Source organism: Brevundimonas sp. GW821-FHT02A10, assembly GCF_059422025.1.
This window is the reverse complement of sequence record NZ_JBWKWC010000004.1, coordinates 18236-44444: the sequence shown is the minus strand read 5'-3', so window position 1 is coordinate 44444 and position 26209 is coordinate 18236. Positions and strand designations below refer to the sequence as shown.

Annotated in this window: 20 protein-coding genes and 1 tRNA gene; 10 read left to right on the top strand and 11 right to left on the bottom strand. The window is 64.6% G+C overall.

What is annotated here, in order from left to right:
• Positions 1–9: 9 nt before the first annotated feature.
• Together AC07U0_RS12395 and AC07U0_RS12390 are read right to left on the bottom strand one after the other, a co-directional pair.
• Positions 10–669 (bottom strand): hypothetical protein, encoded by a 660-nt coding sequence (locus AC07U0_RS12395; RefSeq protein ID WP_494720321.1) that lies wholly within the window; start codon positions 667–669, stop codon positions 10–12.
• The gene (locus tag AC07U0_RS12390) at positions 666–1079 is read right to left on the bottom strand and encodes a hypothetical protein (protein ID WP_494720320.1); all 414 of its coding nucleotides are present in this window, start codon (positions 1077–1079) and stop codon (positions 666–668) included. The genes AC07U0_RS12395 and AC07U0_RS12390 overlap by 4 nt, the downstream gene beginning before the upstream one ends.
• A gap of 307 nt (positions 1080–1386) precedes the next feature.
• On the opposite strand from AC07U0_RS12390, the gene AC07U0_RS12385 reads away from it, so the two are divergent.
• From AC07U0_RS12385 to AC07U0_RS12375, 3 genes are read left to right on the top strand one after another with little or no spacing between them, the layout of a single operon-like run.
• Positions 1387–2730, top strand: coding sequence for an HNH endonuclease (locus AC07U0_RS12385; RefSeq protein WP_494720319.1), 1344 nt, complete (start codon positions 1387–1389; stop codon positions 2728–2730).
• 39 nt (positions 2731–2769) lie between these two features.
• A complete protein-coding gene (dcm, locus tag AC07U0_RS12380) occupies positions 2770–4011 on the top strand; it encodes a DNA (cytosine-5-)-methyltransferase (protein WP_494720318.1) in 1242 nt (413 codons plus the stop codon).
• A complete protein-coding gene (locus AC07U0_RS12375; protein WP_494720317.1) occupies positions 4004–4483 on the top strand; it encodes a very short patch repair endonuclease in 480 nt (159 codons plus the stop codon). The genes dcm and AC07U0_RS12375 overlap by 8 nt, the downstream gene beginning before the upstream one ends.
• Here the strand turns inward: AC07U0_RS12375 and AC07U0_RS12370 are convergent.
• The gene (locus tag AC07U0_RS12370; RefSeq protein WP_494720316.1) at positions 4453–5787 is read right to left on the bottom strand and encodes an MvaI/BcnI family restriction endonuclease; all 1335 of its coding nucleotides are present in this window, start codon (positions 5785–5787) and stop codon (positions 4453–4455) included. The genes AC07U0_RS12375 and AC07U0_RS12370 overlap by 31 nt on opposite strands.
• An 849-nt stretch (positions 5788–6636) precedes the next feature.
• Here AC07U0_RS12370 and AC07U0_RS12365 point away from each other — a divergent pair.
• Positions 6637–8217 (top strand): NACHT domain-containing protein, encoded by a 1581-nt coding sequence (locus tag AC07U0_RS12365; RefSeq protein WP_494720315.1) that lies wholly within the window; start codon positions 6637–6639, stop codon positions 8215–8217.
• A 73-nt stretch (positions 8218–8290) separates the two neighbouring features.
• On the opposite strand, the gene AC07U0_RS12360 is transcribed toward AC07U0_RS12365, so the two are convergent.
• Together AC07U0_RS12360 and AC07U0_RS12355 are read right to left on the bottom strand one after the other, a co-directional pair.
• Positions 8291–10147: a UvrD-helicase domain-containing protein gene (locus tag AC07U0_RS12360; protein WP_494720314.1), complete on the bottom strand. Its 1857-nt coding sequence runs from the start codon at positions 10145–10147 to the stop codon at positions 8291–8293.
• Entirely contained in the window at positions 10147–12279 is a 2133-nt protein-coding gene (locus tag AC07U0_RS12355) for an ATP-dependent nuclease (protein WP_494720313.1), read from the bottom strand. Before AC07U0_RS12355 ends, AC07U0_RS12360 begins: the two co-directional genes overlap by 1 nt.
• Before the next feature lie 202 nt (positions 12280–12481).
• Here AC07U0_RS12355 and AC07U0_RS12350 point away from each other — a divergent pair, with 202 nt between their 5' ends.
• On the top strand, positions 12482–14050 hold the full coding sequence (locus AC07U0_RS12350) for a hypothetical protein (protein ID WP_494720312.1): 1569 nt from the start codon (positions 12482–12484) through the stop codon (positions 14048–14050).
• Positions 14051–14387: 337 nt separating this feature from the next.
• Here the strand turns inward: AC07U0_RS12350 and AC07U0_RS12345 are convergent, their stop codons facing one another.
• Entirely contained in the window at positions 14388–15089 is a 702-nt protein-coding gene (locus AC07U0_RS12345) for a hypothetical protein (protein WP_494720311.1), read from the bottom strand.
• A gap of 165 nt (positions 15090–15254) precedes the next feature.
• Here AC07U0_RS12345 and AC07U0_RS12340 point away from each other — a divergent pair, with 165 nt between their 5' ends.
• The gene (locus tag AC07U0_RS12340; RefSeq protein WP_494720310.1) at positions 15255–15608 is read left to right on the top strand and encodes a helix-turn-helix transcriptional regulator; all 354 of its coding nucleotides are present in this window, start codon (positions 15255–15257) and stop codon (positions 15606–15608) included.
• 53 nt (positions 15609–15661) lie between these two features.
• On the opposite strand, the gene AC07U0_RS12335 is transcribed toward AC07U0_RS12340, so the two are convergent.
• The 3 genes from AC07U0_RS12335 to AC07U0_RS12325 all read right to left on the bottom strand — a co-directional run bounded on the left by AC07U0_RS12335 (position 15662) and on the right by AC07U0_RS12325 (position 17686).
• Positions 15662–15853 carry a hypothetical protein gene (locus tag AC07U0_RS12335; protein ID WP_494720309.1) on the bottom strand — a complete coding sequence of 64 codons (192 nt, stop codon included), beginning with the start codon at positions 15851–15853 and terminating at the stop codon, positions 15662–15664.
• A gap of 91 nt (positions 15854–15944) precedes the next feature.
• On the bottom strand, positions 15945–16388 hold the full coding sequence (locus tag AC07U0_RS12330; protein WP_494720308.1) for a DUF5681 domain-containing protein: 444 nt from the start codon (positions 16386–16388) through the stop codon (positions 15945–15947).
• Positions 16388–17686, bottom strand: a complete 1299-nt coding sequence (locus AC07U0_RS12325) for a site-specific DNA-methyltransferase (RefSeq protein ID WP_494720307.1) — start codon at positions 17684–17686, stop codon at positions 16388–16390. Before AC07U0_RS12325 ends, AC07U0_RS12330 begins: the two co-directional genes overlap by 1 nt.
• Positions 17687–18017: 331 nt before the next feature.
• Here AC07U0_RS12325 and AC07U0_RS12320 point away from each other — a divergent pair, with 331 nt between their 5' ends.
• Together AC07U0_RS12320 and AC07U0_RS12315 are read left to right on the top strand one after the other, a co-directional pair.
• On the top strand, positions 18018–18437 hold the full coding sequence (locus AC07U0_RS12320; RefSeq protein WP_494720306.1) for a DUF2924 domain-containing protein: 420 nt from the start codon (positions 18018–18020) through the stop codon (positions 18435–18437).
• Positions 18434–20032: a recombinase family protein gene (locus AC07U0_RS12315; protein ID WP_494720305.1), complete on the top strand. Its 1599-nt coding sequence runs from the start codon at positions 18434–18436 to the stop codon at positions 20030–20032. The genes AC07U0_RS12320 and AC07U0_RS12315 overlap by 4 nt, the downstream gene beginning before the upstream one ends.
• A 397-nt stretch (positions 20033–20429) precedes the next feature.
• On the opposite strand, the gene AC07U0_RS12310 is transcribed toward AC07U0_RS12315, so the two are convergent.
• Together AC07U0_RS12310 and acs are read right to left on the bottom strand one after the other, a co-directional pair.
• Positions 20430–20519, bottom strand: a tRNA-Ser gene (locus AC07U0_RS12310).
• 132 nt (positions 20520–20651) lie between these two features.
• The gene (gene acs, locus AC07U0_RS12305) at positions 20652–22601 is read right to left on the bottom strand and encodes an acetate--CoA ligase (protein WP_494720304.1); all 1950 of its coding nucleotides are present in this window, start codon (positions 22599–22601) and stop codon (positions 20652–20654) included.
• A gap of 324 nt (positions 22602–22925) precedes the next feature.
• Here acs and AC07U0_RS12300 point away from each other — a divergent pair, with 324 nt between their 5' ends.
• On the top strand, positions 22926–24860 hold the full coding sequence (locus AC07U0_RS12300) for a serine/threonine-protein kinase (protein ID WP_494720303.1): 1935 nt from the start codon (positions 22926–22928) through the stop codon (positions 24858–24860).
• Positions 24861–24868: 8 nt separating this feature from the next.
• Positions 24869–26200, top strand: coding sequence for a tetratricopeptide repeat protein (locus tag AC07U0_RS12295; protein ID WP_494720302.1), 1332 nt, complete (start codon positions 24869–24871; stop codon positions 26198–26200).
• Positions 26201–26209: the final 9 nt, after the last annotated feature.

The window sequence follows — 26209 nt, the reverse complement described above, 5'->3', positions numbered from 1 at the left end:
GCGTAGGGGTCAGAGGGCAAAATGCCGGAACTCGATGCCAAAAGCGGCCGGGCTCTGACGGTAGTCGTCGCCCTTTGGATCGAGATACGCCAGCCAGAATTCAGCTGAGGGGTTGGATGCAGGCACCGTTACGTTACCGGCGCCAACTGCGGACAGCCAGGATGGTTGAATGCGGCTAAGAAAACCGAGCTCCCGTCGAACGCCGAGCACTGCCTTGACGAGAGCTTTGTTGAATTTCGCTGTCGATTTGCACTCTACGCCAAGCCAGATCTGGCTGTGGATCGGGTACCCATCGACGGCATCGGTTAGAACGATGTCCAGCTCATGGGTGCAGCTGTCGTCGGTCGAAGTGCCGCGTTGAGCGCCAAGGGTGGAAAACTCGATATCCACAAATATCCTCAGAACGCGGCCATCTGGCGGGATGACCTCAAAATGTGGATCGCTCAGTTTGATGAGGCCCGGCGCAGCCTTGAATTTGAGTGAGGATCCGCGGAACCGGATACTGCAACCTCGATCGTGTAGGTCGGTGAGAACCTGCGAGAGAACGTAGAGTTCGAACAACTTACCTTTCGATAGCGCAGCGAACTCTGCGTTGGTCGAGCTGGTTATGATCGCATTGAACTGATCGAAAATCGCTTCGATCTCATCAGCTGCATCCTGCTTGTTCATGCCTGCACCCATGGTTCAGGCTCGCCGGAGTCCTCTTGAAGCGCGTAGATAAGTGAGCGCAGGGTTTTGCGTGTCTGACCGAGGTCGGGGATTTCGGAGAGGTCAACGAACGGGATTGCTGCTTCACTCTCATCACGCGCGGTTTCCACCACCACGCGCCCTGTCCAGGTGGGCCCTACCACATCTGCAATCCTGGAATTTGCCTTATCCAGCAGGCTTCGGTCGAACAGGGTCAGGCGCCGATCGAACGCCTCCAGCATTTCGATCAATCGCTTCTTCGGCGGAAGCAGAAAGGTCTCGCCACCATCCGAGTAGGTGTAGAGCGCCTCGTCGGCGAGGTCGCCGCAACGCGTATCACCCATCAGACGCGAAACGCGATCAATCAGATCGCGAAAGTCATTTTCCGTCATTGGTCCTGAGGAGTAGCGGCTTCAGCCCATAAAGCGGCACCGTACCACAACCTGAGCGTGGGCCTAGCCGGGAGGTGATAGCGGCAAAGCTGTGGGAGGTTCATCGTGGACGACGCCGGGCGTTATCCTCGTGGCGCTAAATCCCCAAGGCTCTCGCAGCACATTGTGCTGATCCGAGGAGGCTGTCTGCCGAGCCTGCCGCTATCGAGAATGCGGCTGCTGACCAACTCTTTGCACATCACGGCTGCGGTGGTGCGGCCTGACCTGGTCCGGTACTCTGCTCTGAGTTGTCGTCGGGGAGAGACCAATGCCGGAAGATTGGGGGGCGCTGTTCGACAGCTACGGGGTCAAGACCGTCAGCTACAACGACAAGGCCAAAAGTGCTTATGTTCCCTCTGAGGAACAGAAGCAGGTTCTGCAGCATGCGGGTCTTGAACCCGACGACGGCACCCCGACTCGTCCACGCTCTATCCGGGTTCTCGGGGATGCTTCACGGCAGAATGTCACGGCTTCGTTCTATCATGCGCGTGGGCATCCAAAACGCGAGCGCCGTCTCGGCAGAGAGTTCATCAGCGCCTGGCTAAATCAGGATGATGAGTTGCTGATGGGGGTTGTCGACGACCAGCTGTTCGTCGCCAAAATTCAGGATCTCGCCAGTCACTCCCGGATACGGGACGACCTGGCGCAGGCGATCGAGCCTGCCGGCGCGGTCGATGGCAGGCAGACTCCTCGACTGGATGATGGTCGAGCTCTAAAGGCTGCGTTCTCGGTTTCCGGCGCGACGCCGGACTTCAGGATCATTATCGAATGCGGTGAGGGACGCAACCGAACGGAATATCCTCGGGCGCTTGAGCTTCTTCTTGTCCGTCTTGCGGAGGCCGGGGCTGAACTGGTTGCTGCCGAAGTGGTCAGTTCCGTAGCGAAACGGCGCAACATCGATGAAGCTCTGGATACGGCGGTCCGACCGGCCCCGTTTGATTTGCCTCTGAAGCTCAGTGTCGAAGTCGCCGATGAACTGCGCAAAGCCCTGGGAAGGGCAGGGGCTGCCATCGGTCGCCCTCTTGGAACAAGTGGCAACACGACCAAGCGGCTGGCGCTCGACGTCAGAATCAGGCCGCCGGGCATTGTTCGTCTGGCTGATCTTTCCACGTTGTTGGTGCACGGAACTGGTGGCGTCGATGAAGATGGCGAAGGCCTGTCCGGCCTTCTCGACGAGACGGATTGGCGCACTCTTGCGCAGGCAGATAGCGAGAAGGCGCTCGAAGCGCTTCGCAAAAAATACGAGAACGCGACGCCAGTCGTTCGGCATCAACTGAGCGCCGGCATCGAGCGGGGGCCAGTGGGCCGCTGGGTGAAACAGGCTAACGGCTATCGCTGTTCAGTCTGTGAGGGGCTGGGCCTGCAGAGTGAAGGCTTCCTGAAACGAGGCGGCGGCCGATATGTGGAAGCTCATCATGTGATGCCGGTTTCCATGCTGACGGTCGGCGCCCTCGGGCCACAGAACATCATCTGTGTTTGCGCAAATCATCACCGGCAAATTCATTACGGCTGTGTGGAAATCCAGGCTCTCGATGATCGCTTCATCATCAATCTCGACGGCAAGACAATCGGGGTGAAGCGCAGTTCGTTCTCTGCTTGTTCTTTGGGCTGAATGACGCCACGGTGTCGGAAATCGACCCAGAGGTGATTCTTGTCCGACTTCCGTACGCTCCGACTTCAGGCCGGCCTTTCGGTCGCAGAGGCCGCCGATCTTGCGGGGTATGACGAACGTACAGGTTATCGCTGGGAGCGCGGGGAGGCTAAGCCGAGGAAGGCCGTTCTGGAAGTTCTGCGTGCCCACACGCCTGCGCCATCTGAGGATCTCTCAAAGCCGGCGGCGTTCCGCTTCATCGACCTGTTCGCCGGCATTGGCGGGCTTCGCCGCGGGTTTGAAAGCATTGGCGGCCGGTGTGTCTTCACGAGTGAATGGGACAAGTATTCCCAGATCACCTACCAGGCCAACTTCCCCCACGATCCCCATCCGATCGCGGGCGACATCCGCAATGTCGCCGAGGCCGACATTCCGGAATTCGATGTCCTGCTCGCGGGCTTCCCCTGCCAGCCCTTCTCTCTGGCTGGCGTGTCCAAGAAGAACTCGCTGAACCGGGCGCACGGCTTCGCCGACGAAACGCAGGGTACTCTGTTCTTCGATGTGGCCCGGATCATCGCCCATCACCGTCCAGCGGCCTTTCTGCTGGAGAACGTCAAGAACCTGACCAGCCACGACAAGGGGCGCACCTTCGAGGTCATCAAGGAGGTGCTGCAGGAGCGGCTCGGCTACCACATCAGCTACAGGGTCGTGGATGGTCGTGCGTGGACGCCACAGCACCGCGAGCGGATCTTCATCGTAGGCTTCCGCGATCCGACCCCCTTCTCGATGCTCGATCTGGCCATCCCTGACGCGAAGCCGACACTGGCGTCCATCCTGCATGGCGCCCCCGGCTATGACACGCCGCCGATGGAGGACTACAGCGAGGGGGCGCAGGGGCCCGCCGCGGCCAAGTACACGCTGAGCCAGCATCTCTGGACCTATCTCCAGAACTACGCCGAGAAACACCGCCTCAAGGGCAATGGCTTCGGCTTCGGACTGGTGGGTCCGAAGGACGTCGCCCGCACGCTTTCGGCGCGGTACCACAAGGATGGCTCTGAAATTCTGATCGATCAGGGCAAGGGGAAGATCCCGCGCCGGCTGACCCCGCGTGAGTGCGCCCGCCTCATGGGCTTCGACCAGCCCGGCAGGCCGGCAATGAAAATCCGGGTCTCTGACACCCAAGCCTATCGACAATTCGGCAACGCCGTGGTGGTGCCGGTTATCGAGGCGATCGCAAAGCATATGGAGCCGCATCTGATGACGGCTCTCGCCCAGCAGGAGCCTGAGCGCGACGTTGCCTGACATCGTCGATCCTGCGACCCGGAGCCGGATGATGTCCGGCATCCGGGGCAGGGATACGAAGCCGGAAATGCAGATCCGCCGCGCGCTTCATGCCCGTGGCTTCCGCTATCGCCTGCATGACCGCCATCTGCCGGGGCGACCTGATCTGGTGTTCCCGTCGCGAAAGGCCGTGATCTTCATCAACGGCTGCTTCTGGCACGGCCACGACTGTCATCTGTTCCGGTGGCCTGGCACCCGTCCTGAGTTCTGGCGCACCAAGATCGGCGGCAACATCGCAAGGGACGAGCGTAATCGTCAGCTTCTTCTCGAGGCTGGGTGGCGCGTTCTCGATGTGTGGGAATGCGCGCTGAGGGGGCCTGAACGCCAGCCGCTGGAAGACGTGGTGGACGCCTGTTCCTGGTTTCTGAACGGTGAAGCCAGATCTGCGTCGATCGGAACTTCTCAGACCATTTCGGTCGAGGACTCCGCGTAAAGGACAGCCATCGCTCGTGGCAGGTCCCTTGTGTTGATCCGCCACTGGGACCTGACCTTGGGCTTACCGTCGGCGTAGATCGTGTCTGCAGGGTCGTAGAATACCAGACCGGCATGGATGGCGCGAACAAGTCGACCGACCTCCGTGCCGCGGCCCTGCAGCCAGCGGTCCGCGTACCGGTATTCCTTTAGCCCGTTGTCACCATCGCGGCCCTCTACGGCGATGTACAGGGCGTTGGCGTGCTTGGCGTTCCAGCAGTTGGCGAGCTTCTCCAGTGACCAGCCCGCAACAACCTCGCCCGTGTTGGCCTCGACGAGTTCAACCGCGACATCTTGGGCGAAGGTGTCGGTCTGCGCGTCATAGCCACGAACCGTAAGCTGCAGACCGGTCCGGTCGCTGATCTCGCCGTTCCTGTAGGTGCCCGTGAACCTGCGTGTGTCCGGGTCACCATCCCCGGGTCTGCCGTAGCGGGCCATGAACTCTCGGAAGCTGTGAGTTCCCTGAAAACCGAGATCAGGTGTCGGCGTCATCAGGCTGATCCTAGACTGGGAATAGCTCTTGATCTCAAAGCCATGCTTGTCCGGCGCTTTGGCGCCGTTTGCGGCGACGCCGAGCAAAGCCTCCAGAGTATAGCCACCGCCCTGTGCGCCAGCGAACGGCACGATGTTGCCCCCGCGGTTGATGCGGGACTTATGCCATCCCCCGCGGACGATGGTCGCCAGTTCCCTCCTGAGAAGTTCAGCAGGCTCGACGCCGGCCTCGCCATCGACGACAAGCACCCGAAGGAGGCCGCCGGCGGAAGCGCGAGGAAGGTCCGGGAAGATCGGGACCAGAGGGTCGTCGCGTTCGGTCAGAACGAGTCCGATGACCTGCCCGTCGGTGGCTGTTCCCATCACCAGGATGCGCTGTCCGTAGGCGGCCAGGTGATCCCTTCTCAGTGCGTCAGGCGCGAGGTCGCAACCGGAAATAAACGACGACATCCGGACTTCCGGATACTGGAAGTAGTCGATCAGACGGGTGTTACGGGCAGGGTGGCGGACGCCGCCTTCATCAAGCCACGCGAAATCGATCAGCGCTTCAAGCTTGGGCTGGCCGGGAGCTGATCCGCGTTTGGCGATGCTCTGGCTGACTGACCTTGCCTCAATGCGCGCAGGAAACAGGTTGGTCACACCGTCCAGGGTGCTGGCCAGAAGGATCTGATTTTTCTCGTTATCCTGTTTCGGCGCGAGTCTTTTCACATAGGCGGTTCGGACGCCTTCAGTGCGCAGCAGATCCCTGAGTTCATCCAGCGTCGCAATGGCCATCTTCCAGAAATAGGAGCTTGATGGCGTCTGCGATAGGAGGCGCACAGCACGGCGGTCTCATCGGCATGCCGGCAATGCAGCGGGCATTACGCGTTCGTTCGTTAGCCCGCCGGCTGGCGGCTACTCCGTCAGAGACACGTCGTCGCAATCCTTGGTCTGTTTCTCGTTCGCGATGCCGCATGCCGCAAGGAACGGCTGCTTGAAAGCGACATCGCTCTGGCTATCCACGCTCGTTCGTAGCTGTAGATCTCGATGTCGCAACTGGCCGCCGCCGCCACCATGGCGTCTGCAGTTATCCCCCGATGCCCAAGAATTCGCGAAAAGGCCCAGAGCGCGATCCCAACTCATCGCGAGATTGCCCGCTCAAAAACAATGCCGGCGTTCAGGCGGTGACTAAGAATGGGCAGATGTCGGCATTGGGCTCTTAGGCGAAGTTCGGGAGGTCTGCTTTGAGCTCGTAGGTGCAAGGGTGCAGGCTGCGTGATTCGTCATCTGTTCGCCGTACTGCCCGGATGTCCGGGCGCGGCGGCGGTCAGGTGGCGACGGCGACAAGGTCGCGCTTCGATTGCTCGCGCTGGCGTCGAATCTGCCAACGGCTGGCCGCTCGCAGGCAACAGATGGCGCATCTGGTCTTACTCCCGTTTACCGGTCGCGCAGGCGAAGGGGGTGCGGTCGGGTCCTGCACGGGCTTTCCTCCCGCATAGGAATCATCGAAGCTGAGCAATCCTGAGTTGCTCGTGCCGCGTCTGTCTTTGCCGCCAAGAAAGAGCGTAGGCTTCGAGATGAGGTTCGGCCAACGCGGTGTGGATGTGATGAGACGGTGGGTCGAGATAAGGCGGAAGTTGGCCGATGGGCGCCCGTAACCCTGTTCACGCCAGTCGTGACGGGGACCAGTTTCACTACGCTTGGGCCGCCCGGCGATGCCTTGAGTTCCTGACCCCAGGGTCCGGATTGACAGCCGTAACGATTGAAGGCGCTTCCATCGTCGACAAGGAGGGGCCCGACGGTCTGGTCGGAGACGAGATCATCGACGTTGGCCTCTACTATGGAAGCGAGACGCCCGAGGCGGCTTCCGCGGTCCGCTACGTTCAGCTCAAACATTCCACACGCCGCGCCAACGTCTCCTGGACGCCCGATGAGCTGAAGAAGACCCTTGCCGCATTCGGCGCCCGCTACCGGAGCCGCCTCAAAAAGTACCCGGCGGCATTTGCGGCCGGACGTATCCGGTTCCAGTTCATCAGTAACCGGCGGTTCTCCAAACCGGTCCTGACGTCGGTGGAACAGCTCGCGAAAGGTCAGACGCTATCTCATGACGTGACAGCGGAGAGCCTTGTCAGATTCACAGGACTGAAGGGCGTCCAGGTCCAGGCCTTCTTTAGCCTGTTGGACCTCGACGGCTGTGCGCCCGACGTCTGGAACCAGCGAAACCTCCTGAGCGAGGAGGTGCGCGGCTATCTCCCGGATGCTGACGCCGACGCTCCGGTCCAGCTCAAGGAGCTGGTCACGAGAAAAGCGACCTCGGACTTCAAGGACAATCCGACGATCCTGCGGCCAGATGTTCTTCGGGCGCTCAAGGCGTCCGAGGCGGATCTTTTTCCCGCGCCATCGCGGATCCCCTCACCGGAGGGAACGATCGCCCGCCGCCAGGAGGCGGCGTTCCTCGCCGCCATTATGAGCGCCAAGGCGCCCGTCATCATTCATGCGGATGGGGGTGTCGGAAAGTCCGTCCTTGCCGCCCGGCTGTCCCAGGCCATGCCGGAGGGATCGGCGGCGATCCTCTATGATTGCTATGGCGTCGGCCTCTACAGGAATGCTCTGGATTTCCGGCATCGGCATCAGGATGGCCTTGTCCAGATCGCCAACGAAATGGCGTCTCGGGGTTGGTGCCATCCGCTGGTTCCGACCGTCCACGCTGACGCCAAGGGGTATATGCGGGCGTTCGTCCACCGACTGGAACAGGCCGCCCGCCAAATCCGCGCCCTGACCCCCGACGCGGTGCTCTGCCTGATCGTCGATGCGGCCGACAACGCCGAGACCGCGGCGCGTGAGCAGGGCGATCCGGGGTCCTTTGTGCGGGACCTGATCCGGATGCCTGTGCCGGACGGCGTGTGCATGGTGTTCACCAGCCGTACCCACCGTGTTGTGGATTTCGATCCCCCGGCCGAGGCGATCCGAATCGAGCTTGAGCCGTTTGACGAGGCCGAGACCGCCCTGCATCTGCGCACCCGTTTTCCCGGGGTGTCTACAAAGGCGAGGTCCTCGGCGCCGCCGCGCTCCTCGGCCTGTCCCAGACCGATTCCGATGATCTTGCGAAGCGCGGGCTGCGCGGCCTTGGCCGCGACAATCCTCAGGTCCAGAGACTGTGCCCGGCGCCGTCGATATTCGTCCAGGCTCTCGTCGCCATCACGCGGAAGGATCAGCAGCAGATAGGTGATGTCTTCGGCTGATGAGGGAATCAGCGCCGCCCCGCCTAGATGGCTTGTGGCGCCGCAAGGCAGAAGCGTTAGGGATGCCAATCCGGTATGTTGGCCGCCTTGACCATTTCCCACAACCTTTGGACTCGTCCTTGCTGGAGACTGGTCGTAGTGACGAAGAACCGGTCCCGTGCTCTGGACACGGCGACAAAGAAGGCCAACGCCTCTTCAGACATGTCAGCGTTGGCGTTGAACCCGTTATCCTGTAGCCGCAGGAAGACGACGGTGTGGGCCTCCAGCCCCTTGCTCTTGTGGATCGTCATCAGCCGGACCTGGCCGACGCCCCGGAACCGCTGCACCAAGGTCAGCCAGTCCGGGGCACCCTCGGCGCATTCCTTCAGATAGTCCGCAAGGCTCGACTGGATGTCGGCGAGGCGGTCGGGGCGGGCGTAGTCCGGGCTCAGTTGCGCCACGGCCGTATCGCCGAAGACCGCCACGACCGCAGTCACTATCGCGCGGAGCGCGGCCGGGTCGGGTGGCTCGCCGACCTTGTCGCGCACGATCGCGACGGCCTCGCGGATCGAACGTTCAACCCGGGCCTCCGACGCCGGCCGACCATCGGCGTCGCCATAGACGGCGCCGATCATCGTCCTCACGCGGTGGAAGGGCGCGCCTTCGCGGTCGCCGGCCCCCATCTGGATCAGGCTGATCACTAGGTCCGCCAGGGGCTCGGTCATCAGCTCCTGAATCTGGATTGCGCCCAGGGATCGGGCTTCGTTCCTGAGCGTCAGCCCCTGGGCGGCGAAGGCGGGAGCGAGCTGTTTCTCCACCTGGGGGGCGGATTGCCGGACTAGAAGCATGAAGTCTTCCGGCGCCCGAGTCCCGGCTTTCACCTCCTGAGAGATGGACCTCGCGAGATCGGTGGCTTCATGATCCGGGCTCGGATAGCGCAGCACGGCGTCGGTCGGAACGGGGAGCGGCTCAGCCGGCCGAGCGGAGCGGACAACCACGGCGTCCGGCTCCACCTGCCGGGCCATGGCGTTGACGATCTCGACGATGCGGGCGTTCGACCGGAAATTGCTCGTCAGGGCGATCGGGGCGGCCCCGAAGTCCTGGGCGAACTCGCTGAAGATCCCGGTGCGCGCGCCGGCGAACGTCATGATCGTTTGTTTGCTGTCCCCGACCGCGGTGATCACCGCGTCGGAACCGAGGAAGGCGGCCTTCAGCACCCCGTACTGCAGGGTCGTGGTGTCCTGGAATTCGTCGAGAAAGACATGGGAATAGGTCCGCCGCAGCGCCGCCCGCACCTGCGGATTGTGGGTCAACAGCGTCATCGCGAGGGTCGCGATCATGCCGAAGGTAAGGCGCGGCGGCGTGGAACGCAGGCTCTCTGTCCACCACGCCACCCCCGAGGCATTGACCAGCTGCCCCGCCTGGTAATCAATCGGAAGGGGCCCGGGCTCCAGCGTCAGGGTCGCGTGCCGTTTCTCGATCTGGGAGCCGTTCTCGTTGATCCCCTGGCCGCGCACCCGATCGGCGAATTCGCCCCAATCGCGCCAGCTCGGGAACATGATATCGTAATCGCGGGCCGGGCGGCACCAATCCGGCAGGGTCGCGCCGAAACGGTCGATCAGGCTCTTGGCGAAGGCGTCGAAGGTATAGCTCTCGAGCCGTTTGGCCAGCTCGTCGCCCGCCCGCAATGCGACGCGCTGGTGCAGGTTGCGGGCCGCGTCGCGCTTGAAGCTGATGGCCAGGATGCGCCGCGGCGCCGGACAGTCTCCCGTCGCCAGAAGAAAGGCCGCGCGCTGCGCCAGGAGCTCGGTCTTGCCCGCGCCGGGCCCAGCCACGATCACGGCGCTGGCGCGGCTACGCACGGCTGCCAGGGTCTCGGCATCGAGCCGGACCCCATCGGGCGGGATCCAGGCGTCCGGGGCGATCAGGGCCATCACACTGCTCCCGGCGTCAGAAGCGTTGCGCAACGAAGGAACAGCGCCCGCAGCGGGGCAGGCGCGAAGAATTTGATCGAAGCGTCATCAAGACGGGACAGGGCCTCGACATGGGACACGGGCTTGCTCCCTCCCTTGAACAGGCTGGCGTACTGGGCCTGTTGCAGGTCGGTCGGGGGAGGGGGCGTCCCATAGGCCGCGACTCCCGCTCCGCTCTTGCCGAAGACCGTTTGACCGAAGCTCCCCGGGACGACCGTCGCCGGATCCACATCCGCGATCGCCCCATAAGCGACCGGGAAGGCCTGGAGCATCATCATGTCCAGGTCCAGTTCCGCCGAATAGAAGACGTCGTGGCCCTGCAGCCAGGTTCGCGTGCTCGAAAGCGTGGCCGCGTCATAGGCGTCCCAGGTCTTGAGATCCTGCGGGGGGGGCAGGCCCGGGGTCTTGATCTCCCGCAACTGCTCGACGGCGTATCTCATCCGGCGCGCGCCGCCTCCATGCCGCCCAAGGTCGTAGTCCAGCAGGGTGACATAGGGGATCTGCAGCCCGCTCAGCAGACGCCAGAAATGGTTCACGTGCCGGCCGCCCAGGGGAACGAAGGCCACGAATGACGGATCCAGCTCCATGTCCGGATTGAGCGCCCGGGCGATGCGGGGCAGGACGACCTCCTCGGAGCGGCCCTCGCCCAAGATCACCAGGCGCGCGAAATACAGTTCCGGATGGCTGGTGACCGCCTCCTGGATGAATTTGTAGGCGTCGCTCGTCTTGTCCGGCAGCACGATCGAGCGCACCGACGAGGTCAGGGTGGTCAGATCCTGGCGGACATATCGGACCTGCTCGGGGCCCACCCGCCTCAGGGCGCTGGCCGAGTGGGTGGTCAGAAGCGCCATGACCCCATCGCCCGCCGCCTGCTCCTTCAGCAGATTGACCATCCGCGACAGATAGAAGGGCGCCAGATGGTTCTCCGGCTCCTCGACAGCCAGGATCGTCAACCAGGGACGCGCCGTGTCGATCTGGCGGAACCCGGGCGTCGGGGTCTTTGCGAGCTCGGCGTCCAGTTTGAACAGGGTGACCACTAGGGCCACATAGAACAGGGAGGCCTGACCCTCGCTGAGGTCCTGAACGGGGCGGTGCCGTCCGCCCGGCCCTGGTCCCAGCGTCAGGGACAGTTCGCGAAGGGCCCGCTGGATTTCACGGGCGAGGATCGTCAGCCGGGGTGACTTCAGATGGGGACCTTCGAACAGCCGGCCCCAGGTGACGGCCAGTTCGCCGGTCACCTTGCTGATCGCCGGCATGGTGTCGAAGATCTCCTGCAGACCCTCCCATTGCTTGGCCATGGGTTCGCGCCCGCCGCTCCAGTCGCCGAACTTCTCCAGCCAGACGAGGAGTTCGCGCAGGGCCAGCTTCAGGATCGCATTGCCGTCGCGCGTCGCCGGCAGATAACGCATTTCGAAACGCCGCCGGTCGGCCGCCGAGAACGGCAGTTTGGCGATGTCCTTGTCGCCGAACGGCACGGGATCGAGCGTCGTGATCCAGTAGATTCTCGTGCTGATGTCGTCGTCGTCCGCGCCATAGCTCCACGACGCCTCGAGCCGGATGCGGGCCTTGAGCGGCTGGCCGGGACCGGCGGCGGACATGGCCCTGAAGATCTCGGCGACCGCATCCCCGTCTGCGCCCTCTTGGTCGAGTTCGGGGAAGGCCAGGGTGACCTCGATCTCCACCTGCCGCTCCGGGACGGGGATCAACGGCGGCGGGGGCGGCGGGGCCGGCGGGCTCAACACATCCGGGAGGCCGGACGGCAGGGGCGGCGGGGCGGGCGTGCCCAGAGGCTCGGCCAGATTAGACGGGATGGTGGCCGCCGCCGGGATCGCGGGCGCGGACGGCGGAGCCGGAACCGCCGCAGGGTCCGGCGCCGCACCAGGCTCCTCGAAACGTCCGAAATGCACGTCCTCGCGGGTCAGCCGGCGGTCCTCGGCGCGGGTTCCGAACAGCTTCATCAGGGCTGTGATGATCGCCGTCTTGCCGGCCCCGTTGGCGCCCACCACCGCCGTCAGGGTGGGATCGAAGGTGAACTCCTCGGCCACATCCCCGAAACAGCGGAAGTTCCGCAGGCGCAGCTTTTCGATATACAATTCGCCACCCCGGGTTGTGGAAACGGCCAAGCTCTAGGTCATTGATCCGGAACGCGCAAATCTCCATTGGATTACGGTTCGTTTCGATGCGGTCGGCCCTCAGCCGTCCTGCGGCGCGGCGTTGCGGTCCCACGCTTCTCTCGTCAAACGCGCCCGCCTATCCTTTGGGCCCGTTCTCGATTCCGTAACCCGTCCAGCGATCATGACCGTCAAACCCCGCCCCGATCGAAACGCCGAAGGCGAGGTGGCCAAACTCTGCCGCGCGCTCGGCGCCAGCGTCCAGAATGTCACCGAGGACGATCACGGTTGGGACCTCCTTGTCGAGTTTCCGTCCCGGGTACAGACCGCCTTTCCGGATCAGGACCCACCCCTGACCAGATGCTTCATCCAAGTGAAGTCCAACCAGTCGCGTCGCACCTCGACGCGGGTCAAGCTGTCGAACGCGGTGAAGTTCGCCAATGACCCGACACCCTGTTTCGTGGCTCTGGTCACCTATCCCAACGGCCCGAAAAAGCCGGAGGCCCTCTATCTCCGTCATATTTGGGCGGTCGAGATGGGCGAGGCGTTGAAGGCCGCGCGCGAGGCCTCCGCGCAGGGCAGGGCGCTCAATACCCGCTATCTGCCCATCGCCTTTTCGGCGAAGGAGCGGGTCGACGACAATCTGGCGGAAACCCTCCTCGACGCCCTCGCCGATGTCGGCGTGGACTACGCCGGCAAGAAGTCCACACTCGCTGGCAGCCTGGGCTATGAGGCGGGATGGGGCCAAGGGCAATTCGTCCTCGCCGAAGGCCATGGCGCGACCGATCTGGAGGACCTCCTGCTCGGCCTGCGCAAGGACCTGCCGATCGAGGCCTTTTCGGCCACCGAAATCCGCTTCGGCATCGAGGGACCAACGACCACCAAAGGTCCCGGCCGGTTGTCGATCAAGGTGAAGCCTGCGTCCAGATGCGTTCTGACAGTGCAACGCCGCGACACCGCCGAGCACCTGGACTGGCCCGGGCAGTTGTTCGTGGCGGCAGGGGACTGGTTGCCGAAGGCTGGGCGCCGGCTGCGGGTCGCGGCAGGACCGATGGAACTGATCATTTCCGACGAGGGGGAGGTGAAGGCGGACTGGTCCGCGCCGCTCGGCGCGCCCCGGTCCCTCGACGACCTTCTGCGCGATGCGCGGTTCCGGTCCTGGATGTATGGCTGTGTCCTCGACCTGGAGATCTGGACGGAACAGGGCTCCCTGCCGGCCTCCAACATGGTGTTCAAGGGCGACCGCGAGGATACGATAGACTGGGCCCAGGCCATCACCGCCATCCAGGCTCTCTCCAGGGTTTTACCGCCGGAACGGCGACCGGATGACCTTGTCGTCTCGATGGAGGCCTTCCTGGATCGGCTGGAGACCCATGCCCAGTTCACCACCCTGCTGAAGGCTGAGCCGGTGGCGATGAAGGTGGTCAACGAAAAGGGCTTGGAGCCCGGCATGGGCGTCGCCACCCATATCGTCTTTCCCTGGGTGACCCGGATCGGCGACTATTTCATCGTCTCCGTGATCGAGCGCGAGATCGCCGGTTTCGTCGAGGACGACACCGCCCTTTATTTCACCACGACAAGGGGCAGACTGCTGCGGGGAACGGCCATGAAGGTCTCCGGCGCGACCGACGCCCTGGTCGCCGGGGAGGTGCAGTGGGCCCGCGATCGCGCCGACGCCAGCGACAGGCGGATCCTCAGCTTCCATCCCGAGGGCGCCGGGATCGGAACCCTGATTTTGTCGACGCCGGATTGATCAGGGCGGGATTGCGCCCCTAACGCTCACTATCTGCCTCGAGAGCCGGCTCGCCGCTCATCCGGGGAGCGTAGGTTCCCAGCTTTATAAAAAGTCACGTCTACCTTCATCGGAAAGTCCGTGTCCTGGGCTTGATCGTGTCGATGTGCTGGTCAGGTAATCGAATGCGGAAGCCGGTTTTTTGAGCCCAGCCATCGTGGCGCTATGCACTTTCGTGAAGTTGTTCAGGCCGAAATGGTTTGGCTGGCGCGCGTGAAGGCGAACGGCAGACTCTCGAATGGAGCCTCATGTCTGCTTTTGGCGCAAAGCGGTCCGCACGGCGGTAGCTGCAATCGCTCTACTCGGAGAACGGCCGCAGCACCACGTAGGCTAGGCCTACATTGTCCGCAGAAATCACTCTGAGCCTCGCGCCCTGCACGCCGATGATGTCACCTTCAGCCAGGTCATACGTCAGGGTTCGCGTGAACGCTTGCCGCACCAGATTTCCAGCGAGTTCGCGATACTCGAGCGTGATGACGCCGCGGGACACGCCCACATAGGTCAACTGTTTGCGGACGCGTGCTGATGTCGTGAGATAACATTCGGTAATCGCGAAGCTTGCGCCTTCGATCGGATATCGTCTGCCTCCTGAAACTTCTAGAACTCCGGAAAGCTGAGCTCCGCCTTCGTCGACCTCAAGTCTCACTGAGGGTCGGCCGCTACCGGTTCTTGGGCCTCGTTCAGATCCGTACTTCACTTCATAGGCGGCCGGGCGGTGATTGCCGGCTGCGTCCGTGACCACGGGGCCAGCTGGGATGGTGACGGTGAAATCTGTGAAGAGGAACCGGCCACCGAAGGTGGCGGGCGACTTCAATTCCAGCGTCCCGGCCCTGATCACGACCGGCGTAGCGTCCAGAAGAACCTGACCCACTTCGACCTCGCTTTCTCGCTCAAGCGCAGGATAGGTTTGTGTTCGCAAGTCGATGTCGGGACCGCCGACGCCCGAACACACAGGCAGATCCGATGGCGCAGATCCGGCTTGGATTTGGCTTTGAGCCATAGTCTGTCCTGGACTTAGCACCAGGGTTGCCAGTGCGACCGTCGCCAACCTCGAACACAGCATGATGCCGACCTTTTTCGACTAATCCGAAGTCCACTTCATGCATGGTTCTCAACCCGAAGCCAGCTTCATGGTCTGACGCCTAGCCCGAACCCAGAGTTCGGTATGGCGCATGATTTGAAGATGGCGATTGGCGCGCGAGTTCACGCTGCTCGAAAGCGGGCAAACCTGACCCAGGAAGGGTTGGCTGAAGCGATTAGCAAGACCGCAGAGAGCGTCTCAAATATCGAGCGGGGCCGCCAGTTGCCGACGCTCGAGACGCTTGCTGACCTCGCTGCCGCGCTTGGGCTGACCTTATCCGAGCTGGTGGACGAGCCGACGAAGCCACATGGGGCAGGACGCCGGCGGCTGCAGTTGGAGGCCAGCCTAATCGAGCATGTCCGAGGTATGGATGACGCCATGTTGGCGATCGCTGTCGAGCAGGTCGGCATTTTGAGCCGGACGTCCGCGAAGACCTAACCTGATCGCTGATGTTATGAACTCCGGTGCTGACATCGCCACACGCGCCTCCGTCAGTCCTCGGTCAGCCGCTTGATCAGGCTCGTGATCCACACGGGTCGGAGAGCCTTCATGTCGGCCTCATAGCTGTGGCTGAGTGGCCGGGTATCCGGCGCGTCCCCGAAGTCGAAGGCCTCGGGGCGCGTCCGGATGAGTTCGTGGATCGGGGAGGGGCCTTCGCTAGCCGGAGTTTGTCGGTCGTGCATGCATATCTGCCGAACCGACTGTTGCTTCCCTGCGTCGAACTCTCAAGTCCTCATCAGCCACCATTGGCGGCGCAACCCGCAACTACCGCCATCATAGGCGCCAAGAGTACTTACGGACCAGATTCAGGTCCTTCCACTCCGACTTCTTGAGCCCGTCTACGCTCTTGGTGACGGCAACCTCCTCCCGACGCTCAAGCATCTGCGTGAGGCGCGGGTTGGCTTTCTCATGAGCCAAGAGCGCGTCATGGTGGAGCTTCGCTAGGAAGCGCTGGCTCGGCGCGTGCCCTTGAACGGCCTTCGCTCGAATTGAGAGGAGGATGGCCAGATTGACCGACATCATTTGCGTGCCTGTCGGTGTTCTGACCGAGATGACCTCCTCGGTGACTGCTAGAACGTCTCGTCGAAACTGGCGGTCTGAAAGCGCGCGTTGGTGCTTGCTCCTCGGCCGGCCCATCGGATTGCCGGAACGCCCCTTCGCGAACTGCCCCTTGGCTGTCCGAGACTGGCTCTTCGGGAAGATTTCCTCGTCGTCCATCAGACGAGCTCCTCGGTCGCCGTGGCGGGCGCGTCCGCGACAATGGCTTCCCGGCCGGTCGCCGCTTCCCAGCGCTGGATCGCGATATCGACATAGGCCGGGTCGATTTCGACCCCTCGGCACTGACGGCCTGATCGCTCAGCGGCGATCAAGGTCGTGCCGGATCCTAGGAAAGCGTCGAGCACCAGACCTCGACGCTTGGTGACGTCCTTGATGGCGTCGGACACCAGCGCGACCGGCTTGACGGTCGGATGCCAGTCGAGCTCCCCGCTTCGGCCCCCGCCGCCGTTGACGGACTGATAGTCCCAGACATTCGTTCGGTTGCGGCCATGCTTGCCTAGCTCAACGGCGTTGAAATGCTGCGCGTCACCGACCCGGTAGACAAAAACCAGCTCGTGCTTGGACCGATAGAGCGAGCCCATGCCGGCATTGGACTTATTCCAAATGCACAGGTTCAGCAGGTCGCCGTAGACCTGATCGCCCGCGTGTTGCAGGTGGCTGGCATGGCGCCAATCCATGCAGACGAAATGCACGGCGCCGTCGCGGGACACCGAGGCGCAGGCGCCAAGCGTCTGCTGAAGGAAGCCCTCGAACTCCGTGTCGCTCATTTCGCCCGAGGCCATGGCGAACTCGCGGTGCTTGCTGCGCACGTTCGCATGTCCCTGGATCGAGACATTGTAAGGCGGGTCGAGAAATGCAGCGTCGACCTTGGCGTCGGGTCCGACGACGCGCGCCAGGAACTCCAGATCGCGACAGTCGCCACAGCCGATCCGATGATCGCCCAGAACCCAGATATCGCCGAGCTTGGCCCGTGGAGCGTTGCTGGGCGGGGGCAGGGGCGTGTCGTCAGTGTTGGCTCCCGGCTTTTGGGCGAGCATGACGTCGATCTCGCCGACGGTGAAGCCCGTCAGTTCGAGGTCTATCTCGATCTCTGAGGATTGGATATCCACCATCAACTCGCGCAACAGATCCTGATCCCAGCCCGACTTCTGAGCGATCCGGTTGTCGAAAATCCGCAAAGTCTTCTTCTGGACCTCATCGAGACCCGACAGCATGATAACGGGCACATGCTCCAGCCCGCACTTTTTGGCGGCCTGCGCCCGTCCGTGACCGGCGATGATGATCATCCGTTCATCGACCAGGATCGGATTCACGAACCCGAACGCCTGGATGTTGCGGGCCAGTTGGTCGATCTGGCTGGACGGGTGGGTTCGGGGATTGGCGGGGTCGTGTTTCAGGTCCTTCAAAGGACGATAGACGATCTCAAGCGCACGGGTTGGCGCATCCACGGCGAGCATGGCGAAACTCCTGAAATTGGATCGGAATCTGCGCCGGCCCCTTAGACCAACTCGCTCGGACGCCTTGCGTCTCTGCGGCTCAGAGGTGTTTCCCGCGAAGTTGCGGCCGGCCTAGCCGGACACGGGTGCGGGGACGGCACGGTTGCCGACATCGGGCTGTCCACCGGGCCGCCTGATATCGGCAACCTATCAAACTGCTCGGCCCCGTCAACTGTATTCTTCAGTATGCACGTGATCCGAACGTGCCGCCAATGAGTGTTGATAGGATGTTATTTTAGTTGGCGTGAGTTCGGATTGGATTTCGAATAGAATTCGAGCAATTGTTCATCTCATGGCCGACAAAGAGACGATGAATGCAGCTGAACTCGCAGCGATCGCTGGCATGGATTTGATCAAGCTTCGCGAAGAGTGGCGAAAGCGCTTCGGATCGCCACCGAGACTTCGGTCCCCCGAGCTGCTTGCGTTGATGTTGGCGTATCGGATCCAGGCCGCAGAAGAGGGTGGCATAGACGTCGAACTTCGCCGGACGCTTCGCAGGCCCGCCGCCGGAAAGGCGACATCGTTGCTAACGCCAGGGACGAAGTTGTCGCGCGAGTGGCAGGGCATTCGCCACGAGGTGGTCGTGGAACCGGATGGCCGGGTTGGCTGGCAAGGACAGGCCTACAAGAGCCTGTCGGAAGTCGCGCGGGTGATCACGGGATCACGGTGGAATGGGCCGCGGTTCTTTGGACTGAGGGGACCAGCGGCATGACGAAGGCCAGGACACGCTGCGCGATCTACACCCGCAAAAGCACTGAGGAGGGCCTGGATCAGGCGTTCAACAGTCTGCATGCGCAGCGTGAGGCGTGCGAGGCCTACATCAAAAGCCAGGCCGCCGAGGGCTGGATCGCGCTTCCAACCGAGTATGACGACGGCGGGTTCTCTGGCGGTAATATGACGCGGCCGGGCCTGCGGAAACTTCTGGCTGATGTCGATGCGGGGTTGGTTGACACGGTCGTCGTCTACAAGATCGATCGCCTGACCCGCGCGCTGTCGGACTTCGCCCGCATCGTCGAACGCCTGGACAAGGCCGACGCCTCGTTTGTGTCCGTCACACAGTCGTTCAACACGACGACCTCGATGGGGCGGCTGACGCTGAATGTGCTCCTGTCGTTCGCTCAGTTCGAGCGGGAAGTCACGGGCGAACGTATCCGCGACAAAATCGCAATGTCCAAAAAGAAGGGCATGTGGATGGGCGGCGTCCCGCCGCTCGGTTACGATCTGCCCGAAGATCAGACGACCCGTGCACTTGTCGTCGAGGCTTCAGGGGCTGAGCGTGTGAGAGCGATTTTCCAGCTCTATCTCGAACTGGGAACGGTGTCCGCAGTCGAGCAACATATCGCATCCTTGGGCTGGCGCACTCGCGAGCGGCTAAGCCGCAAAGGCGTCCGGGCCGGTGGCGCGCCATACAGCCGCGGGATGCTGTTCCACCTGCTCAAGAACCGCATCTACATCGGAGAGATCGTTCATGGTGACGTGGCTGCGCCAGGGTTGCATCCGGCCATCGTGGATAGAGCGGTCTTCGACCGTGTCCAGCACCAGTTGGCCGGTAATGCTGTAACCCGCGCCGAGAGGCCACTGCGATCGGCGGATCTGAAGCTCAAGGGCAAGCTGTTCGACGCTGATGGCCACCCGATGAGCCCTTCGTTTGGCTACGGTCGTGGCGGCCGGGTTTATCGCTACTATGTGTCGTCGCCGCTCCAGACCGGCCAGAAGCATAAGGTCGATCAGGGCGCCGCTATACGACGCGTCACAGCAGAGACGATCCATGAGGTCGTCAGCAGCGCGGTTCAGCCCCGGCTAGGCGGGGCGGCTGACGGGATCGGATCGGTCATCGGCGCGGTTCGCCGCGTCGAGATACTCGCCGACGAGGTCCGCCTTGAGCTGACCGCCGATCGACTGACGCCAGCCGGACGAAAAGGCCTCACGCCGGCAGATCGTGACCACCTGGCCCTGATCGTCCCGGTCCGTTGCCGGCGCCGGGGAGGTCGAGTCGAGCAGATCCTTCCGCCTGGAACGGCGCGGAAGACGGTTAAACGGGACCCGACCCTGATCCGCGGTCTTCAGCAGTCGCATCGGCTGGCCAAGCTCATGGGCTGGCGGGCGGGGGACGGTTCGGTTGGCGATGGTCAGATGAAGCAGCCGGAGAGCGCCTACGAACGCAAGCTTGTCCGGCTGGCGTTCCTGGCTCCGGATATTCAGCGCGCGATCCTGTCCGGGACGCAGTCGCCGGGTCTCACGCTGGCCCGGTTGCTCCACGAGCCCATTCCGACCGACTGGGGGAATCAACGGCGCGCGTTTGCGTGACGCCTCCAAGCCCCGACCTGACTTGAAATCCCTGTTGCCCGCCTGCTTGCCGCGTGATCACGGCCTGCTAAGCGCCTGATACCGGCCTGTTAACCCGCCTGTTATTGGCATGGTTTGGGCCACGGTTCTGGGCCCGATCGCCTCGTAAAGCGCGGAATGCCTTGGTTGAGATGCAAAGCACAGCTGGTGCGTCGGGCCGCGCTTTTAAATAAACAGGCGAACATGCAAAGTCCTCCTACCACAGACAGCGCGGAGACTCGTGGGGAGAGCGGCTGGGATAAGGCGATGATCTAGGGGCTTGGCGCCGGCATCCACGGGACATTGGAGCGAGCAAACGGCCAGCATCACGGCATCCCGCGGGTGATCGGGACGGCAGAGCCAATTTAGCTGGGGTCGGTGGCGGACAGAGAGGGATTCGAACCCTCGGTAGGCTTTCACCTACACACGCTTTCCAAGCGTGCGCGATCGACCACTCCGCCACCTGTCCGTTTCCACGATTCGCCCGAGGGTCTTCGCAGCGCCGGATGGTCTCTCCGGCGGGAGGCGAGGCTGATAGAACAGCTGTCGCCCCTCGGCAAGCGCTGCGTCGCTCGCGGCTGAAGTTTTCAGCCGAAGTCGCTCACCCCACCCGGTTCTTCACCAGATCCTCCACCACACTTGGATCCGCCAGCGTCGACGTGTCTCCCAGCGACCCCAGGTCGTTCTCCGCGATCTTGCGCAGGATCCGCCGCATGATCTTGCCGGAGCGGGTCTTGGGGAGGCCGGGGGCGAACTGGATGGCGTCGGGGGCGGCGATGGGGCCGATTTCGTGGCGGACCTGGGCGATCAGGGCCTTGCGCAGCTCGTCGGAGGGGGTGACGCCGGCGTTCAGAGTGACGAAGGCGTAGATGCCCTGGCCCTTGATGTCGTGGGGGAAGCCGACCACGGCGGCCTCGGCGACGTCGTCGTGCAGGACGAGGGCGCTCTCGACCTCGGCGGTGCCCATCCGGTGGCCCGAGACGTTGATGACGTCATCGACCCGGCCGGTGATCCAGTAGTAGCCGTCCTCGTCCCGGCGGCAGCCGTCGCCGGTGAAATACTTGCCCGGATAGGCGCTGAAATAGGTGTCGAAGAAGCGCTGGTCGTCGCCCCAGACGCCGCGCATCTGGCCGGGCCAGCTGTCGGTGATCACGAGGTTGCCGCTGTTCGGGCCGTCCAGCACCTTGCCGTCGGCATCGACCAGCTCCAGCTCCACGCCGGGCAGGGGTTTGGTCGCCGAGCCGGGCTTGAGGTCGGTGGCGCCGGGCAGAGGGGAGACGAGGATGCCGCCCGTCTCGGTCTGCCACCAGGTGTCAACGATGGGCAGCCGGCCCTCGCCGACGACCTCATGATACCAGCGCCAGGCCTCCGGGTTGATCGGCTCGCCGACCGAGCCCAGCAGGCGCAGGGACTTGCGGCTGGAGCGTTTCACCGGCTCGTCGCCGTCGCGCATCAGAGCCCTGAGCGCCGTCGGCGCAGTGTAGAAGATCTCGACCTTGTGCTTGTCCACGACCTGCCAGAAGCGGCCGTTGTCGGGCCAGGAGGGCACGCCCTCGAACATCAGGGTCGTGGCGGCGTTGGCCAGCGCGCCATAGACGACATAGGAGTGGCCTGTGACCCAGCCCACGTCGGCGGTGCACCAGAAGACCTCGCCCGGGCGATAATCGAAGACCAGTTCATGGGTGTAGCTGGCCCAGAACAGACAGCCGCCGGTGGTGTGCATCACCCCCTTGGGCTTACCGGTCGAGCCCGAGGTGTAGAGGATGAACAGCGGGTCCTCGGCGGCCATGGGCTCGCACGGGCAGTCGTCGGCGACGGTCTTCACGGCGTCTTCGAAGCGCACGTCGCGGCCCTCGACGATCGGCACATCGGCGCCGGTGTGGGCGATGACCAGCACCTTCTCGACCGCGACCTTGGTCAGGGCCTCGTCGACATTGGCCTTGAGCGGGATGCGCTTGCCGGCGCGCAGACCCTCGTCGGCGGTGATGACCACGGTCGAGCCGCAGTCCTCGATGCGGCCCGCGATGCTGTCGGGGCTGAAGCCGCCGAAGACGACGGAGTGGATGGCCCCGATGCGCGCACAGGCCAGCATGGCCACGGCGGCGGCCGGGATCATCGGCAGATAGATGGTGACACGGTCGCCCTTTTTGACGCCGAGGTCCTTGAGCACATTGGCCATGCGGCAGACCTGAAGGTGCAGCTCCGCATAGGTGATGGCGCCCGACACCGACGGGTCGTCGCCCTCGAAAATGATCGCCGTCTGGTCGGCGCGCTCGGCCAGATGCCGGTCGACGCAGTTGTACGCCACGTTCAGGACGCCGTCGGCGAACCAGTGGATGTGGAAGTCGTCCTTGTTGAAGCTGACGTCCTTGATCTTGGTCGGCGCCGTGACCCAGTCCAGACGCTTCGCCGCTTCGGCCCAGAAGGCGTCCGGCGTGTCGTGCGCCGCGACCCGCGCCGCCTCATAGCCCGCCCGATCCATATGCGCCTTCGCCGCCCATTCGGCGGAAACCGGATAGACTTCGGAATCGTGGGTCGGATGGGTGGTCATGCGCGTCGCCTCGGGTCTCGGTTTCTGCGTGGACCGTGGGAGCGGCCCCGGACGGTTCAATTCCGTCGCCCGCACCGAACATCAAGCCCCGCTCCGGGTCCAGTCCCGCATCGGTCGACAGGGACGATTTGCACCCCGGACGGTGTCGCGAATCTGACCCGGTTCGGGGGAGTTTCTTTTCGAGCCGACTTTCGGGTTTGTGCGGACTTGTTCGCGGGGCGTGAGTGACCCTAGAGTGTGTTCAGGCATGGGGGCGCCAGTAATCACGGACAGGGCGGGGGCGACGGTTCGCCTCGCAGTCGGCCTGTTCGCGGCGGAGCTGTAATGACGTCGGATCGACGCCAGACCGTGCTGAAGCTGATTTCAGCGAACCGCTCCCAATCCGTCGGAGACGTCTGGACGCACGAGACGCCTGACGAGCGCGTGCGCCTGTACTGGCCCGCCGGGATTCTCGTGCGCAGCGAGACCGGCGAACCTGTCGTCGCCCATCCCGAATGGGCCGAGGCCTATGAGGCCGGGCGGCGGGCGTTTCTGGCCCAGGCGACGGCTCTGGCGGGTCTGTCGCATCCGAATGTGGGCACCATTCGGACCATCTCCGATCTCGATGATCTGGCGGTTGTGCGAACGGAGCCCATGGGCGTCAGCCTCGCCGCGCGGCTGGGCGGCGGGGCCGTGGTCCGGCCCGAGGCGGTGCTGACCCTCGCCGCCGATCTGGCCGCCGGGCTGGAGGCCATTCACGCCCGGGGGCAGCTGCATCTGAATCTGGCGGCCGAGAGTATCGGGGTCGGGACGGGGCGGGCGGTGCTGCACGACCCCTCGGTCGACCGGCGGCCCTTCATCCCGCTGGTGCGGCGGCTCGACGGCCTGTTCCGGCCGGGGCTCGCGCCCTTCGAGGCCCAGGATGCGACCGCGAGCGCGCCCCTGGTTCCGGCGACCGACGTCTACGGCCTGTGCGCCGTCCTTTATCGCGTCATCACGGGGCGGGACGCGCCCGACTGGTTCGGCTGGACTGACGAGACCCGGCTGTCGGCCCGGCCTGAGGCGGCGGCCTATCCGGTCGCCTTTATCGCCGCCGTGGAGACGGGCCTGTCGCGGAACGCCGCCGACCGGTTCGCCACGGTCGCCGACTGGCGCGCGGTCGCCGGGTTGCCGGAGCCGGCGCCGGTGGAGGGGCGCGTCTGGTTCGATGCGGTCGAGGACCTGAACGTACCGCCGACGCCACCGGACGACCTGGCCCTGGCCCCGCCATCGGTCGCGCCTGATCCCGCTGTGTCGCCGGTGGTTGAGGATCTCGGGATGCTCCGGCCTGCGCCGACGCCGGAGATGCTGTCCTACAAGACCGGGTCGATCCCGAAGGCGACCAAGCCGGGCCAGAAGGTCGGGCGGGGCCGGGCGATCGGCGTCGGGGTGATGGCTGCCACCGCCGGTCTGGTCGCTGTCGTGGCCTTCGCGGGCGGCAGGTTCGGCGGCGCCCGACCCGAAGCGGCCCCGGCCGAAGCGGAGGCGACACCGGTCCACCGCGAGCTTCCGAAGGCGCCGGACGGCTGTTCATGGAATTACGGCGAGGACGAGAGCGACCTGACCCTGCGCTGCGGCTCCGGCGAGGGCCAGACGGTCGATCGTGGGACCCTGAGGCCGACCGACGTCGCCGACGCAGGGGCGGGCAAGTCCGCCGCCATGGCCCGGCTCGGCGCCTTCTATCTTCGCGACACGCCCGGGCGGGACGAACAGGCCGGGCTGGAATGGCTGCAGCGCGCGGCCTCGGCCGGCGAGACCTCGGCCATGCTCGACCTCGGCGACTTCTATGAGGCTTCGGCGGGGGAGCGCGAGGCCAGCCCCGCCGTCCTGCGGCAGAGCCTGGACTGGTATCGGAAGGTCAATGCGCCCGCAGAGGGCGCCACGGCGCGGATTCCGTCTCCCGACCAGATCCGTCTGGCCGACGAGGGGGCGCTCAGGATCGAGGCCCGGCTGGTCCAGGCGCGCGACGGCGCCTTCGCCGGCTGCTGGCGCTCGGGCGAGGTGACCGCCCGTCTGACCATCAAGGACGACCGCTTCTCGTTCGCGGTCGGGGACGGGGATCCCGCCGTCGGCCAGATCGCCGAGCCGCGCGAGGACGACCGGCTGTCGGTCATCCTCGACGGACCGAAGCTGATGACCGGCCAGCGCTATCTCCTGACCCGCGACGGCTCCGAGATGGTTGAGCGGCGGCTGGATGTGGCCAATTCGACGGAAAGGTGGACCGCATGTTCCGCCGACTGATCCCTGCCTTGATCCTTGTCGCTGCGGTCCCGGGCGTCTCGCAGGCCCAGATGGCCGGCGGCCTGCGACTGGAGAGCGTGGAGACCTGCGCCCAGCTGACCACCTTCACCGCCCGCAATCCCGGCTTCGACAGCGCCATGGTCGCGGCCAAGCGCGAGGCGCTCGGCGGATGCGCGCCGCCGCCGCCCCGGATCGTGGTCGCTCCGAGACCGGCGCCCGCGCCCAGAACGGCCCCAAGAGCGGCCCCTGCGAGAACTGCGCCGGCGCCCCGAGTCCGGCCGCGCGCCCCGACCCCGCCGATCCCGAGGGCGGTTCCGGCGCCGACACCCGCGCCCACGCCAGCTCCGGTTCCGGTGCGTCCGCCGCCCGCGCCGCGCCCCGCGCCCTCGACCATCACGCCCCGGCTGAATGCGCCGACCTCGACGCCGCGCCTGAACACCACGGTCAATCCGACGGTCGGGCTGAACACCGCGCCCGTGGACGCCTCGGAAAGCCTGTCCGCCGCCATCCAGGCCCGGGTTCAGGCCCCGATCGCCGCGTCCGCGCCAGCGCCTGAGCCGGAGCCGGTGTTGCTTCCGGCCGCGCCGCCCTCCGCCCCGGCCGGTTGCCGCTGGGCCTCGGTCGCGGATGCGGTCCTCGAATGCGGGGAGGGCTCGGGCTGGCGGGTCGTGGAGGGCGCCAATATCACCCCCGACACGGTCGATGCGGCGGCGCGGGGCGACGCCCTGGCCATGGCCAATCTCGGCTATTTCTACGAAGTGCAGCCCGCACCGGTCGGCAGCCGCGCCGAGGCCATCCGCTGGTATCGTGCAGCGGCCGATCAGGGCGTGGCGGCGGCCCGGTATAATCTGGCGCTCCTCTATGACACCGGCGTTCCGGGGTCGGTCGAACCCGACCCGGAAAATGCCTATCCGCTGTTCCGCGCCGCCGCCGAGGCCGGGATCACACCCGCCATGGGGCGTCTGGGCGAATATCTCTATCAGGGCTGGGGCGGCGCTCAGCGCGACGACCGCGAGGCCCGGGTCTGGCTGGAGCGCGCGGGCGCCGGCGGTGATCCCCGCGTCCCGTACTACCTCGCCCTGTTCCATCTGGACGGTCTGGCGGGCTTCAAGCCGGATCCGACGGCTGCGGCGGCCCTGATGCTGACCTCGGCGCAGGCCGGGGATGCGCGGGCGATGTTCAGGACGGGCCAGAACTATGAGCGCGGTCTGGGCGTGGTCCGGGATCTGGGCGAGGCGACGCGGTGGTATTCGCGCGCGGCCGAGGCCGGCGACCCCGACGCCCGCGTCCGTCTCGACCAACTATCGACCCCCGTTATTCGCCCGATTGCGGGATGGTGAACGGGTGAC

What these genes read in the sequence shown, in the direction of transcription:
- AC07U0_RS12365 (WP_494720315.1), top strand. Translation starts at nt 6,637, where the DNA reads ATGGGCGCCCGTAACCCTGTTCACGCCAGTCGTGACGGGGACCAGTTT.
- AC07U0_RS12325 (WP_494720307.1), bottom strand. Translation starts at nt 17,686, where the DNA reads ATGCTCGCCGTGGATGCGCCAACCCGTGCGCTTGAGATCGTCTATCGT.
- AC07U0_RS12330 (WP_494720308.1), bottom strand. Translation starts at nt 16,388, where the DNA reads ATGGACGACGAGGAAATCTTCCCGAAGAGCCAGTCTCGGACAGCCAAG.
- AC07U0_RS12395 (WP_494720321.1), bottom strand. Translation starts at nt 669, where the DNA reads ATGAACAAGCAGGATGCAGCTGATGAGATCGAAGCGATTTTCGATCAG.
- AC07U0_RS12350 (WP_494720312.1), top strand. Translation starts at nt 12,482, where the DNA reads ATGACCGTCAAACCCCGCCCCGATCGAAACGCCGAAGGCGAGGTGGCC.
- AC07U0_RS12360 (WP_494720314.1), bottom strand. Translation starts at nt 10,147, where the DNA reads ATGGCCCTGATCGCCCCGGACGCCTGGATCCCGCCCGATGGGGTCCGG.
- AC07U0_RS12335 (WP_494720309.1), bottom strand. Translation starts at nt 15,853, where the DNA reads ATGCACGACCGACAAACTCCGGCTAGCGAAGGCCCCTCCCCGATCCAC.
- AC07U0_RS12300 (WP_494720303.1), top strand. Translation starts at nt 22,926, where the DNA reads ATGACGTCGGATCGACGCCAGACCGTGCTGAAGCTGATTTCAGCGAAC.
- AC07U0_RS12320 (WP_494720306.1), top strand. Translation starts at nt 18,018, where the DNA reads ATGGCCGACAAAGAGACGATGAATGCAGCTGAACTCGCAGCGATCGCT.
- AC07U0_RS12385 (WP_494720319.1), top strand. Translation starts at nt 1,387, where the DNA reads ATGCCGGAAGATTGGGGGGCGCTGTTCGACAGCTACGGGGTCAAGACC.
- AC07U0_RS12345 (WP_494720311.1), bottom strand. Translation starts at nt 15,089, where the DNA reads ATGGCTCAAAGCCAAATCCAAGCCGGATCTGCGCCATCGGATCTGCCT.
- AC07U0_RS12340 (WP_494720310.1), top strand. Translation starts at nt 15,255, where the DNA reads ATGGCGCATGATTTGAAGATGGCGATTGGCGCGCGAGTTCACGCTGCT.
- AC07U0_RS12315 (WP_494720305.1), top strand. Translation starts at nt 18,434, where the DNA reads ATGACGAAGGCCAGGACACGCTGCGCGATCTACACCCGCAAAAGCACT.
- acs (WP_494720304.1), bottom strand. Translation starts at nt 22,601, where the DNA reads ATGACCACCCATCCGACCCACGATTCCGAAGTCTATCCGGTTTCCGCC.
- AC07U0_RS12370 (WP_494720316.1), bottom strand. Translation starts at nt 5,787, where the DNA reads ATGGCCATTGCGACGCTGGATGAACTCAGGGATCTGCTGCGCACTGAA.
- AC07U0_RS12390 (WP_494720320.1), bottom strand. Translation starts at nt 1,079, where the DNA reads ATGACGGAAAATGACTTTCGCGATCTGATTGATCGCGTTTCGCGTCTG.